Consider the following 14204-nt stretch of genomic DNA (forward strand, 5'->3'; position numbering starts at 1 on the left):
GGTATAAATCCCCGTTGCAAAACTTAATTACGAATTACGAATTACGAATTACGAATTATTTTAACCAGTCCGGCTATTTGTTTTAGCTAAAGAGTGAACGGTACGGAGGATGAAATGGTTGTTACACTGCAACTGCGCCAGATTGACGTTCAACCGGGACAGTACTTGACATTGCGCGAGATCAGTTGGGCAGAGTTTGAAGCAGTTCTAGAGGAACTTGGAGAACATCGCGCTTCACGAGTTGCTTACTATCAAGGGCTGTTAGAGATTCGGATGCCTTCACCAGAACATGAAGTTGACAAAGAATTAATCGGCGACATGGTTAAAATTGTACTGGATGAGTTAGAGCTTGACTGGGAACCTTACGGCTCGACAACATTTAAGCGATCGCAAATGGCAGCAGGTGTAGAACCGGATACCTGTTTTTATATCCAAAATGCTCGCCAAATGATCGGCAAGCGACGGTTAGATTTGTCAGTTGATCCACCACCAGATTTAGCAATTGAAATCGATGTTACCTCAAAGACCCAGCTTAGTGCTTATGTGGCGTTGGGTGTACCTGAACTTTGGTGTTACGGAGGTGGCAAGTTGCAAGTATTTGTCTTAAATCAAACAGAATACGTTGAGATGGAAACTAGCCCCACATTTGGGAATTTGCCTGTGATTGAAGGAATATTGCAGTTTTTGCAATTCAGCCTCACAGAAGGATCTAGTACAGCGCGACGAGCATTTAGGCAGTGGGTGCGTGAGGCATTAGCGCAGTAATATCAAGTTTGGTTAAATTGCCCACCCAATACACTTAAACTTAGGGCTATTTCGTTCTAGACATAAACCGCCCAGAACTAAAGTTTCTCTCTTATAGCTAAAGTCCGTTTTAACGGACTATAACCTTTCCTCAGTCCTCTGTAGATGACTTTCGCTATTAGACTGGTGAATTCATTTTGAGGCGGGCTATATGAGAATGAAATAGCCCTGCACTTAAACTCGCTGACTCATATATTAAGATTTGTATTTATTCCGTTAAAAGTGAAGCTTCCTACAGATGTAACATTATTTACTAACTTTTTCTAGTTAAACTTAAATTTTCTGTGATATATTTCTGTAATCAACAATACCCGTGATGTAGATAATATAGTAGTAAATTTTAAAATTTAGTATTATGTCTAGTCAAGAACCAAATTCCAATCAAGCATTTAAGCAAACACAAGTTACCGGAACAAAGAAGAAGAAACCACAGCCTCCGTCAGACATCAAAAAACCAAAGAAAACCGAATAAAAAGCATCATATAAGTGTACATCATAGCCCCCTCTCGAAGAGCGGGGAGGGGGTTGGGGGTGGGGTTCAGTACCTACTCAACCGAGAATCGCTATACTTCCTTGTAGAGACTTAATTTAAGTCTCTACAATTCTCATCAAAAATAAATGAGCTTATTTGTTTTTCGCTTGAGTCTTTGCTTGCTCTAAAGCTATTTCTTTAATAGCCTGATATGAATTAACATTTGAAGTACCTTCAATAGCTTTAACTGCCAAATCTTGAACTTGTTTCAAGGCAGATTCAAGTTGTTTAGAAAGATTTTGAATCCGCGTCTCTTGATTAGTAATAGTTTGTTCTAGAGATTGCAGTCTTTGTTCATAGAAACGCTTTTGCCCTTCCACTTCTTTAGAATATAAATCTAATTTTACTTTAGCTTGGTACTGGGCGATGCCTTTACCTTCTTCTGTAGCTTTTTTGATAGCTGCTTCTTTATCTTTCGGAAAAGCCTCTACCTTTGCTTTTAATTCTTCAAATTGTTTTTCTCTCTCAGAAATCGCTTTCTCTCGTTCAGCCCACTGTTTTTCTGTTTCTTGTAGTAATTCTTCCAGTTGCTTATATAGCGCTTTCTGCTCTTGTTCGTATTCGTCACTTTGCAATTGTCGCTGGAGTTCTAAATTATACTTATACTCTGACGCATCGCGTTGGCGAGTTTTATTCAAGTTTTCATTCCGTTCTTTTATCGCCCGTTGCTGTTCCTCTTGTTCTTTTCCCCAAGTATTCCTTTGCTCTAATATTTCTTGAAATAACACTTCAGAACGCTGGCTATATTCTTCCTGATAAGCTTTAGTATTATCTTCATAAGCTTGGATGAGAGTATCCAAAATATCATCAGAAATTTCTAAATTGTGCAGTTGTGTTAATTGTTGAATTTCTTCTTCTAAAGTTCGCCTGATTTCTTCTAACTTAGAAGCTTTTGTGGTTAGCTGTTCTGATAATTCATTAGCAGCACTGCCAAAACCTAATTGAATCTTCGCCAAGCTTTCAATTGTATTGTTCATCTTCTGTTGGACACTAGAAAGCTGAGTCATAGCTGTTTTTTGTTCTAATTTAGGCTGTTCTTGAGTTCCAGACTGGTTTTCTTTTGCAACTTGTTCGAGTTGCGATTTCAGCGCTGCTTTTTCTTTAGCTAACTCCTCATACGCCTGAAGAATTTCTACTTTAGTATTCTTATCAGTCGGCTTTTTCACCACCACAACAAACCTCCTCTTCAGGAATTCAAAATGATTAAGATGCTACAGACTAATAACTACTTAGGATTAGAACTACCAAAAGCCTTCATAGCTAAGTCTTGTGCTTGTTTTAATGCAGTTTGCAATTGAGCAGAAATACCTTCTATTTGTTCAGACTGTTTCTTAATTGTTTCTTCCAAAAATTGAATTTTTTGTTCATAACTTTGTTTATTAGCTTCCCATTCTTTTTCAAATAAATCAGCCTCAATTTTAGCTTTTTGGCTTGTTTCTTTAATTGCTTCTTCCCTAGCTTTCTTAATGGCTTCTTCCAGTTCGTTAGGAAATTTAGTTACCTTTTGTTCATAGTCTGCAAAGAGTGGTTGACGTTCTGCCGATATCTTTTCTCGTTCTGCCCAATTTTTCTCTTTATTTTGAGAATTTTCTTGTATTTCCCTTTGTTGTTGGCGCTTTATCGCTTCGTAGCTATCTGTATTGAGTTTACGAGTAGTTTCTAACTTATACTGAGATTCTTCTTGTTCTTGCTGGCGATCTTTGGCTAATAAATCATTATATACTTGGAGCTTTTCTTCATACTCTGCTTGCTCTTTTTGCCATTCTTTCCGCCTGATTGTAATTTCTTTCTCTAGTGTTTCCCTTTTGCTGATAGTATCTTGTTCTAGGGTTTTTAATTTTTCTTGGTGTTCTTGACTTAAAATGTCTAGAGTATCCGCTACAACTCTGATTTGTTGAAGCTCTAGTAGGCGTTGAGTTTCAATTTCTATAGCTCGGTTTAATTCATCTAACTTGGAATTTTCCTGAGCTAGTTTTTCAGATAATCCATTTAGAATACTGCCAAACTCCAATTGTAAATCAGCTAAACCTTTGACAATACTATCAACCGTATATGCAGAAGCTGTTTGCAGAATTTCTTGACTTTTTGCCTTTTCTGCTTCCTCTTGTTTGGTTGCTATTTTAGATTCCAGCTTTTTTCTTTGGATAATAATTTGTTGAAATGCTTGCATTAGTTGTTGTTTGCTGTCCTTGACTCCAACTGTAGTCATTTTCCAACTCCCTTCAATAGGCAATGATTTATTGGGTAGCAAGCCATACCAATGACTACCCTATGCAGACATCAGAATAACTTTAAAATCAACATTTTTAACGCAGTGTAAACACGGAAAGATCGGCAGAGGACACTTAGGTAGTACGAATTTTCCACATATATATATATATGTATGTCCTTATGTTTTTCAGGTATGTAGGGTTTCTCAGTTGAGTCCAATAGTAACCTACCTCTCCCTAACCCTCTCCTCTTACGAGAGGGAAGTGGAAAAACTTTTGTTGCTGGAAGGGGAGTAAAATTCAAACCTAGAGAGAGGCCGGAGTGTATTACATACAAACGAAAAGTGCTATAGTTTTCCCTTTGAGACCGCATAGTACTTTTGTACTAAAGTAAATATACCCAACTTAATCTCCTCTTGTCAAGACAATCCTTCATCTAATTGCGTCACACAACAAAAGATGAAAATGTCTTTTGCGATCGCCTGCTTCTTATTGTCCTATTGTTAAGAGTGATTTTTGATTTAGCAGGGTGCTGTGGCTTATGTTACTTTTTGTAAAGAAAATCTAAAAGAATCAACCCTAGTAGAAGCGTGGTTGCAGTAAGGCTAGATAATAGATTTAATCATCCTAATTGATACAAGCACAGTCCCAGACTTTTGTGATATCAATGTATACCACTGAATCGACCAAATACTCTGCTAGAACGGACATTGGACAAACCAGCCGAATTCTAGTAGTAGAAGATGAAGAATTAATCCAGGAAATGCTAGCTGTAGCCCTTGAAGAGGAAGGTTATGGGGTGACAACAGCACCCGATGGGCGGTCTGCTATAGAGTATCTCAAAAGTTTTGAAACCAATTCAGGAGAACTTCCCTTTGATTTGCTCATACTTGATTTGATGCTGCCTCAAATCAATGGGCTAGATATTTGCCGTTTGCTGCGTCATCAAGGAAACCCAGTACCAATTTTAATGCTGAGTGCTAAAGGTAGTGAAACTGACCGCGTGCTGGGGTTAGAGGTGGGAGCAGATGACTACCTGACCAAACCCTTTAGTATGCGCGAGTTAGTGGCTCGTTGTCGTGCTCTACTCCGCCGCCAACGCCTAAGTAATTTACCACAAGTACCAGTATTAAAATTTAAGGATATCACCTTGAATCCCCAAGAATGCCGCGTGCTAGTTCGTGGTCTAGAGGTGAATCTTTCCCCCAAAGAGTTCCGTTTGCTGGAACTGTTTATGAGTTACGCCCGCAGGGTATGGTCACGCGAACAATTGCTAGATCAGGTTTGGGGGCCAGATTTCGTTGGCGATAGTAAAACTGTAGACGTTCACATTCGGTGGTTGCGGGAAAAATTAGAGCAAGACCCCAGTCATCCCGAATATATTGTGACTGTACGAGGTTTTGGCTATAGGTTTGGATAATTAGTTGGGATGTTGTTAGTTTTTAGTAGTCACCAAGAAACTAACAACTTAAATGCTTTTATTGGGATTTTTTCTGGGTTTAGCGGTAGGCATTGGGTTTTGGGTTTGGCAACAGGTTCAGCTTAACCGCTACCTGAGGCACTTACTCCGACCGTTAACCTCGCATTCTTACAAGATGGGACTGTTGCTGATTCCTGGGTTGCGGCAGGAAATAGCGATGGTGAAGCAGAATCGGCAAGATTTGCAGCAGTCATTGCAAACTTACCAAGACCTGCTAGATTTTGCACCAGTGGGATATTTGCAGGTGGATGAGGAAAATCAACTGCTGTGGTGCAATCAACAGGCGCAGGAAATTTTGTATCTGCACTGGCAACCAGAACAGGTGCGCTTGTTACTGGAGTTGGTAAGGTCTTATGAACTTGACCATTTAATTGAGCAAACTCGTGATTTGCAAAAACCACAGACGGGAGAATGGATATTTCATCCATCTTGTGATGATGCGGCAGAGATGGCAACAATAAAATCTTTGGCTTTGCGGGCATCTAGCTTGCCTTTACCCAATGGACAAGTGGGAGTCTTTTTAGAAAATCGTCAACCCCTATTAGATATAAATCAAGTACGCGATCGCTATTTTTCTGATTTAGCACACGAACTTAGAACGCCGCTAACCTCGATTCGCTTGGTTGCGGAAACTTTACAAACCCGCTTGGAACCACCTTTAAATCGCTGGGTTAACCGCCTAATGCAAGAAGTTGACCGGCTGATTAACTTGGTGCAAAGCTGGCTAGACCTCACCCAAATGGAAGCAAACCCAAACATGCAATTGCAAGCCAAAGCTGTAGAATTGCGATCGCTAATTACATCCGTTTGGGAAACACTAGAACCCTTGGCAGGGCGCCAACATCTGTCTCTTTCTTATTCTGGCCCAGAAAATCTTTGGATTAAGGCAGATCAAGCCCGTATTTACCAAGTTTTTCTCAACTTGCTAGACAATAGCATTAAATACAGTCTTCCTAGTACAAGTATTCACGTTGAAGCGAAAATCTTATCAACAAAGGATAATGATGCTGCTTCTCCAATTCTGGAAATAAATCTTATTGATTCTGGAGTCGGGTTTTCTGAGGCAGATTTACCCCACGTTTTTGAGCGATTTTATCGAGGAGATAAGGCGCGAACCCATTCCCCACAAGATGGTAACTCCATAGGGGCGATCGTTGGCAATGGATTAGGATTAGCGATCGTTGAGCAAATTATTCTCGCCCACGGTGGTTCAATCAAAGCTATGAACCATCCAGAAACTGGTGGTGCGTGGATGCAACTCCAATTTTGTGAAGTTATGGCAAACTCCTTAAGCCAAGACTATAGTTAATAATATTCACGTTTGAGATAACAAGTGTGAAAGCTGTTGATTATAGTCCTAATCCTCAAAGACCCGAACTCGCACGCGCCATTAGGCGCTTAGAACGGGATGTCTTACGCATGGGTGCTTTGGTAGAACAATCATTTCGCCTCAGCCACCAAGCGTTATTTGCTCGTAACTTAACAGCAGCTGAGGAACTTCCCCGATTAGATAAAAAGATCGATCGCTTTTATAGACAAATCGAATCAGACTGTACGGCGATTATGACGCTGCAAGCGCCTACAGCTCAAGATTTGCGCTGCTTGAGTGCCTTTATGCAGCTGGTGCGCGACTTAGAGCGCATTGGCGATTATGCTGAGGATTTAGCTGAGATTGCAATTAAAATTTTTCCTTACGCGCCTCATTCGTCAATGCCCGACATTGAAACTATGTCTCTTCACGCGCAGTCGATGCTAGCAACTAGCTTGAAGGCTTTGGGAGATTTCGATGAAGCCGGTGGACGGCGTTTAAAGCACTTAGATGATACTGTAGACGATGCCTATGATCGCGTTTATCAGACTTTAGCCCAACAACGCGATGTACCTGGTGTAGTCGAGCCTATTGTACTGCTAGCACTGGCAATTCGTTGTCTGGAACGCATGGCAGATCATGCCACTAATATCGGTCAAAGGGTAGCATATATTGTCACCGGTCAACGCTCTTAATTGAAGGTTCATCAGTCCACAGGCTTTAGCCACTACCTCTACAAATAAAGGCTGACGACTCAAGCGACTTAGTACAGCTAGCTTTGGGTAAAGCTGTGGCGAATTAGTTAAATGCTCCAGGAGCGCAGACTTTATTAAAATTGATTCGCTACGAATTGATGAAATCCTGTAATATCATGTCCGCATAATTAGTTATGATTCCCATAGTCATTGCACCCCACCCCCAGCCCCTCCCGAAGAGCGGGGAGGGGAGACAAAGCGACGATTGTCGGGGTGGGGTTCTTCGGGTTTAATAAGTAATCAAGCGGACATGATATAAGAGATCATTTAGAAAGTAAGAATAAAACTGTAGGGTGTGTTAGGTGCATGTTTCGATATGATTTGTCAGTAAAAACATGATGTGAGCACCTAATGCACCATGTTATACCAATTCATTAAAACCCTGATACATATAGATTTTTCGTAGGGGCATGGCAATGCCCCTAGGTGTCAAATTAAGCTCAAATGCTTATCCCACAGGCGTTTTACCCCCCTTAATCCCCCCGATATATTGGGGGGAAACAAGAAAATCCAGTTCCCTCTCCAATGCATCGGGGAGCCACTGCGGTCTTGGGGTTTCCCCAAGTGGAGCAAGTGGCGTGAGGGTTAGGGTGGGGTAACGCGGATCGTGATGGGAAGCCATAGAACTGAATATCACGTTTTGACAAGGGTTTCACGTTAAGTTGACACCAATGGGCAATGCCATGCCGCTACCAGCATATTTGTATCATTATTAAATAAAGTGAAATGATATTACATAGGGGTGCGTTAGGCTAAAGCCGTAACACACCCTACTCTCTTCATAATTATTTGTGCCTACGTATTTCCTGGATCTTAAGAAAATACTAAATACTTAAAAGTAAGTTAACTAAATATTTTACTAAAAGCTTACCTATTCTTAAACTTGCACAATTAAAGTAACAGATAAACAACTTAAAAATTCCGGTCTATCTTACTGATAGCTCAATGTATAAGTTGTTTCTATAAAAAAATTTTGAGTTAGTCTCTAGCTCTAATGAAGAATACACTCTCAACTACTATATAGGTAAAATTTGATACAAATTATTAGAGTTTCTTAATGGTTGTAAATAGCGAGATTCCCTGATAATTATGTAGTTACGGTTAATGATGTATTCCCCAACTCCTACTTCAAACTCTTCTGCCCTGTTAAATAGCTCTGTTTTGGGCGGACAATTACCCCAGCAGATATTTACCCGTAGGGAAGTAATTCCACTTCAAAATGATGTACTTTGGCGGATTGAACACGGTGCAGTTCGTACCTTAACATGGAGTGAAGATGGAACATTCATCACTCTCGGCTATTGGGGACTAGGGGATCTGATTGGCTATCCTTTGTCTAGGGTCAAGCCCTACCAGATTGAATGTCTCACAGGCGTGGAAATAAGCATTGTACCACCTCATTTGTGGTATCAAGATATTAATGCTTTGTTGTCTCATATTCAACAGGCAGAAAATCTACTAAGCATTGTACATAGAAAACCAATTTCGCTACGCTTATGGCAGTTTTTAGTGTGGCTAAGTGAAAAATTTGGACGTGATGTAGAGAAGGGTAAGCTAATTGATTTAAATGTTACCCATCAAGATATTGCTGAAGTGTTAAATACCACGCGAGTAACAGTTACCAGGCTCCTACAACAGTTGGAGGAAGAAGGAACAGTTTTACGTCATAAACGCCGCATTATTTTGCGGCTACCAAATAAATTAATTCAAAATTATAGTTCAGCACTATATTAAAGGACTTGTATTTATCACAGTATAAATGTATAATCATTACTGTGATTGTGTGTAAAATTCCTGAAAGTAAAGTGTTTTAAGCATTTTATCATGACTGGATTATCTAGGTGTGAGTGAGAGTAATAACATGACAAAACGATTCTGGAATCTTTGTAAGGTTAGTCCGGTTGTTGTAGCTGCTACATTTTTTGTTGCTAATAGCGCCTTAGCTGCTGAAGTCAACGAACAGGTAACAAATGTTGCCCAGTTATCTGAAGCTCAAGATTCTAACAACATCGGTCAGGTAACATCAGTTTCGCAATTTTCGGATGTGCAACCCACAGATTGGGCATTCCAAGCTTTACAATCTCTAGTTGAGCGCTACGGCTGTATTGCAGGTTATCCCAACAGTACTTATCGTGGGAACCGTGCTTTGACCCGTTATGAATTTGCCGCAGGTTTGAATTCCTGTTTAGACCGGGTTAACGAACTGATTGCTACAGCTACTGCCGATTTGGTCAGTAAACAAGACCTGGCTACTTTACAGCGCTTACAAGAAGAATTTTCTGCTGAACTAGCAACCCTGCGCGGTCGCGTGGATGGACTAGAAGCCCGCACTGCTGAGTTGGAAGCTAATCAGTTCTCTACTACTACCAAGCTGGTTGGGGAAGCTATTTTCAATGTGTCTCAGCCTTTTGGTGAACAAAGAGCTGATACAGATACTAACCCTGACAATAACCCCGACTTAGATAGCAATACCACTTTTTCTAACCGCGTTCGTTTGAACTTGTATAGCAGTTTCACTGGTAAAGACCAGTTGCAAATTCGGTTAAATGCTGGGAATATCTTCAATAATAATACTTCTGGTAATACGGGTGCGACAGGTACTAACATGACCCGCTTGGGTTATGACGTAAGTACTACAGACAATAGCGTTAGCATCGATAAAATCAACTATGCTTTCAACTTGACTGATGCAGTGCGTGTTAAGGTTGACGCTAGTGGTGGTGAATTATACGAAAACGTAAACACCTTCAACCCTGATTTTGCTAGCTCTGGTAGAGGTGCGCTCTCTCGCTATGGACGTTTTAGCCCCATTTATCGTCAAGGTCAAAATGGTGCTGGTCTGACTGTTACTTTCAATCCTGGCGGCCCTATCAGTTTGACTGGTGCTTATTTAGCACCTACAAGTGGTACTGGTGGTATCTTTGGTGCTAATAATCCCGGTCTTAATAATGGACTGTTGAATGGTGATAACACCATCTTTGGTCAGTTATCTTTCCAACCCAGCAAAGCCTTCAATATTGGTTTAACCTACGCCCGTAGTTACTTCGCTGGCAATGCTGCCAACAGCCTCTTCCAAGGTACAGGTAGCGCTTTTGCAAATAATCCCTTTGGGACTGGTACTCGCACTGAATCCAACAACTACGGTGTAGAAGCTACCTTCCAACTTAGCTCTGCGTTGGCTATTAGTGGTTGGGGAGGTTACACAACTGCTGATACTAGGACTGGTGCTAATGCAGATGCAGATATTTGGTACTGGGCTGGATCACTTGCTTTGAAAGACTTTGGTGGAGAAGGCAATGTCTTAGGTGTTATCTTTGGTCAACCACCCAAAGTTACTGGTGGTAGCATCAAAGATGTCGCCACCAATGTTGACCGAGACGATGATACATCTTATCACTTAGAGGGTCTTTACAAGTTCAAGCTTTCCGATAATATTCAGGTAACTCCTGGCGTATTGGTAATCTTCAATCCAGAGCATAACGACGCTAACGATACCATCTATGTAGGTACTCTACGTACTACCTTCAGCTTCTAAAATTGGTGATGAAATTTGACTCCTGAATTGTGTTTCGATGAAGCTGAGAATTAGATGAACAAAACCCCACGTAAATGTGGGGTTTTGTTTAGGAAGAAAATTAGCTATGTAGGATTATAATCTGGCTGATTGGATATATCTTTTGGGGGGCGATCGCTACTCCAAGCCCACCACACAGAGCCACAGTGACAGTAGTAAAACTCTTGCCATTTGCGACGACGGTCTTCTGTAAGTACAGGCGATCGCCGATTTAGCCAAACTTTTTCAGCTTCTCGGCTACTTGAGTGGCAATTAGGACAGCAAAAATTGTATGCATGTATTGCCTTATTCGTCCATTCAGGCGGGAGGGTAGCAAAAGCGTCCATGTTGTTACAAGTGTAGTAGCAATGGTTATCCAAAACTTTGAGGTTTTGAATTTAGCGGCAAACGGATACTATAAAATCCCGCCACACTATCAAACTGCTGAATCAATATTCTTATGGCTTGATCTGAATCTATTCACTTTCTCGCCATTTACCAATAGAACAACCATTTAGAAAGACTGCGATCGCATCTCACAAATCAAAGGTTAACACGAATGACAACTAAAATAGTTACCATGCACATTATGGCTAATAATTAAATTTATGGAGCCAAATGTTGAAATTCGTCGTTTGTTAGATGTGATGCCTGCCTCTGGTCGGATGACGACAAAAATCGTTAGTAAGCCAGAACAGGCAAAAGTGATTGACGCCTCCTTTCCCCAACCCTGGAATCAGGCGCGACCGATATATATTAATTTCGATTTGTGGCGTCGTCTGACCAAGCCGCAACGAGACTTGCTGCTGTTGCAGATGGTTAGCTGGTTGACGGGGGTGAAGTGGTTTAAACCCAACATTTATCAAGGCGTAGTACTGGCGGGGCTGTTAGGCGGATTATTAGAAGCAGCACAGTCAGATGTAGTGGGTGTAGCCGTAGCCGGGGGATTAAGTGCGATCGCCACTTTTCGGATCTGGCGCACTAATAAGTCTCAAGAGTCAGAGTTAAATGCCGATGCAGCAGCAATTCGCATAGCACAACGGCGTGGTTATTCAGAAGCTGAAGCAGCGCAGCACCTGTTATCTGCAATTGAAGCGGTAGCCAAAATTGAAGGGCGTTCCAGTTTAGATTTTACCGAGTTGATTCGTTGCCAAAACTTACGAGCGATCGCAGGTTTATCAGCAGTAGGTATGCCAGAAAGTTACAAGTAGAAATCAGGAAGAATCTATTCGTCTAAATAGTTAAAGAATCAAGATAATATTTTGATGAATAAGTTTTGTCTCATATTGTGATAGCATTTTTAGAAAGATTTTTAACTAACAATGCTAAACAAAAAAATCAACAAATATACTTCGAGATTACCTTTTCATTCTCCTTGGTTTATTATCATTATTTTTTCTTTTCTTGGTTTAATAGGTATCCTCAACCATTCCATGTGGCGAGATGAACTAAATCCCTGGCTCATTGTCAGAGATAGTGAATCTTTAGGGGATTTAATTGCAAATATTCGTTATGAAGGTCATCCTCTTCTATGGTATTTTTCTCTGGAACTTCTGAGAAGAATAGTCGATAATCCGATTATTATGCAAATTTTTCATTTGGCAATTACTGTTGTTTCGGTTACTCTTTTTTGCCTATATAGTCCTTTTAGCTATCAACAAAAGTTTCTTTTTTCTTTTGGTTTTTTTCCTTTTTATGAATATCTTTTAATTTCTCGAAACTATGCCTTTAGTATGTTATTTTTTTTTGCATTCTGTACAGTTTTTTCATCCAGAAAAATCACTTATACTTATTTGGCAATTTTATTGGGTTTACTAGCAAATAGTAGTGCTTATGGTTTATTGGTATCATTCTCTTTATCATTGACTTTGCTAGCTGAATTTTGTTTTGATAGTGAACATCGCCAGCAGTATTTTAGTCAAAGCCAAAAATACGACTTATTTTTAAGTATTGTAATTATCACATTTTCTTTTATTTTATGCATTTATATTATTACTCCTCCAACAGATAGTTATCTTCATGGTGGGTTAAATAATGGTTGGTTAACAAAATTAGATATCCGTCATTTATTGAGAAGTATAAGTAGAATATTTGGTGCTTATTTATTAATTATTCCTCAACATAAAAAATGGCTGGATTTAATTATTTGTGCGACAATTGCTTTATTAATTGTAATTTTAACCTTAATTAAATTATCTAAAAAGCCAGTAACATTGTTTTTCTACATTATAGGTAATTCTGTAATATTTGCCTTTACATACTTCAGATTTATAGGTATGCCTCGGCATTTTGGACATTTCTATTTAGTTCTGATAGCGGCTTTATGGCTGGGAAGTTATTATCAAGAGTCTCTAGTTATACTCAATAAATTTTCTGTTCGTCCAAATTCAATTATATTTATTCATAAATGGCATCATATCGCTTTGATGCTAATTCTTTATGTCCAGTTTTTGGGAGGTATTTATAGTTTTTCAAGAGATTTAGTTGTCCCATTTTCTGCCAGTCGGGAAACAGTTCAATATATTCAAAAAGCTGGGTTATCTAATGAGTTTATGGTTGCCAGTCGAGATGCAAATATGGCTCCTTTATCGGGTTATCTCAATCGAAAGTTTTACTATCCTGAACTTAAAAAAATGGGAAGCTTTACCCTATTTAAAACTGGTCGTAAAGATGTCGAACAAGCTGAGATATTAAGCCAAATTAATTCTCTACTCAAAAATCAAGATGAGCAAAAGAAAATTTTGCTAATCTTAAATCGGAAACTTAATGTCAACCACAATGATTTGAAAATTGTTCCAATCAAAGATTTTCAGAGAGGCTGGGTGGATACTGAACGATATTATCTTTATTGGGTAGATGAACCATAAGGATAATCTGCCGAATTATGCAGTTCTCAGGGAGATTGGAGTCATTTTCGAGGTAAAGAGAAGTACAAAATTTTATTCATAAATATAGGATAGACTTTTTTGTACTGAAGCAATCAGCATTTACACCGGAATATATCGCTATGAATCCTTGGTTTATCCAGTAGTAATCGATAGCAAAAGATATTTCATTAAAGCTACACTAAGAGGTTGTTTGAAAAGTGGTTGGCTGTGATTTTAGGCACTTTTAGATCCCCCCTAACCCCCCTTAAAAAGGGGGGAACCAGAATCAAAGTCCCCCAATTTATCAGGGGATTTAGAGGTATTTAGAACTTTTGATACCAACAAGAGGACTTTTCAAACATCCTCTAAGAAACTAATCTTACTCTTTTAGGCATTTTAAAGCAATACGGTTCACTTAAGGCTAGCACTCTTTGTCAAAGTCGTTTTTTTTTACGTAGACGCGGAGCGGCTTGCCGCAGGCTACCTTATTAGGCGCAGAGGACACAGAGAGAGAAGAAAGAGAAGGAAAAATTGCTTAACTGAACTGTATTGCATTTTAAAGTGCTGTTCTGTCTTAGAAACTAAAGGCTTGATTGTTATACAAGCAACATGTATCGCCCAAACACCCCATAAATAAGGCTTTTACGCCCTTTGAGTTAGCTTACCACCAGTGATAACTAGCTGCGATGCGTGA

General features: G+C 39.7%; 11 protein-coding genes. 8 read left to right on the forward strand and 3 right to left on the reverse strand.

Annotated elements, in window-relative coordinates:
• Positions 1-114: 114 nt before the first annotated feature.
• Positions 115-765: a Uma2 family endonuclease gene (locus tag LC586_RS04320; protein WP_229483267.1), complete on the forward strand. Its 651-nt coding sequence runs from the start codon at positions 115-117 to the stop codon at positions 763-765.
• Between the two features lie 663 nt (positions 766-1428).
• On the opposite strand, the gene LC586_RS04325 is transcribed toward LC586_RS04320, so the two are convergent.
• Entirely contained in the window at positions 1429-2508 is a 1080-nt protein-coding gene (locus LC586_RS04325) for a coiled-coil domain-containing protein (RefSeq protein ID WP_229483268.1), read from the reverse strand.
• Positions 2509-2561: 53 nt separating this feature from the next.
• Entirely contained in the window at positions 2562-3545 is a 984-nt protein-coding gene (locus LC586_RS04330) for a coiled-coil domain-containing protein (RefSeq protein WP_229483270.1), read from the reverse strand.
• Between the two features lie 668 nt (positions 3546-4213).
• Between LC586_RS04330 and LC586_RS04335 the strand changes: the two genes are divergently transcribed.
• From LC586_RS04335 to LC586_RS04355, 5 genes are all read left to right on the forward strand, one after another.
• Positions 4214-4966 carry a winged helix-turn-helix domain-containing protein gene (locus LC586_RS04335; RefSeq protein WP_229483272.1) on the forward strand — a complete coding sequence of 251 codons (753 nt, stop codon included), beginning with the start codon at positions 4214-4216 and terminating at the stop codon, positions 4964-4966.
• A 52-nt stretch (positions 4967-5018) separates the two neighbouring features.
• Positions 5019-6335 carry a sensor histidine kinase gene (locus LC586_RS04340; protein ID WP_229483273.1) on the forward strand — a complete coding sequence of 439 codons (1317 nt, stop codon included), beginning with the start codon at positions 5019-5021 and terminating at the stop codon, positions 6333-6335.
• Between the two features lie 26 nt (positions 6336-6361).
• Complete coding sequence (gene phoU, locus LC586_RS04345) at positions 6362-7030, forward strand: phosphate signaling complex protein PhoU (RefSeq protein ID WP_229483275.1); 669 nt, start codon at positions 6362-6364, stop codon at positions 7028-7030.
• Between the two features lie 1164 nt (positions 7031-8194).
• The gene (locus LC586_RS04350) at positions 8195-8824 is read left to right on the forward strand and encodes a Crp/Fnr family transcriptional regulator (RefSeq protein ID WP_229483277.1); all 630 of its coding nucleotides are present in this window, start codon (positions 8195-8197) and stop codon (positions 8822-8824) included.
• Between the two features lie 127 nt (positions 8825-8951).
• On the forward strand, positions 8952-10625 hold the full coding sequence (locus LC586_RS04355; protein ID WP_229483279.1) for an iron uptake porin: 1674 nt from the start codon (positions 8952-8954) through the stop codon (positions 10623-10625).
• A 104-nt stretch (positions 10626-10729) separates the two neighbouring features.
• Here the strand turns inward: LC586_RS04355 and LC586_RS04360 are convergent, their stop codons facing one another.
• A complete protein-coding gene (locus LC586_RS04360; protein WP_229483281.1) occupies positions 10730-10990 on the reverse strand; it encodes a hypothetical protein in 261 nt (86 codons plus the stop codon).
• 261 nt (positions 10991-11251) lie between these two features.
• Between LC586_RS04360 and LC586_RS04365 the strand changes: the two genes are divergently transcribed.
• The gene (locus LC586_RS04365; RefSeq protein ID WP_229483283.1) at positions 11252-11854 is read left to right on the forward strand and encodes a DUF3318 domain-containing protein; all 603 of its coding nucleotides are present in this window, start codon (positions 11252-11254) and stop codon (positions 11852-11854) included.
• A 111-nt stretch (positions 11855-11965) separates the two neighbouring features.
• Positions 11966-13510, forward strand: coding sequence for a hypothetical protein (locus LC586_RS04370; RefSeq protein WP_229483285.1), 1545 nt, complete (start codon positions 11966-11968; stop codon positions 13508-13510).
• Positions 13511-14204: the final 694 nt, after the last annotated feature.

Origin of the sequence: Nostoc favosum CHAB5714 (assembly GCF_020829495.1) — a bacterium.
In the GTDB taxonomy this organism is placed as follows: domain Bacteria; phylum Cyanobacteriota; class Cyanobacteriia; order Cyanobacteriales; family Nostocaceae; genus Nostoc; species Nostoc favosum.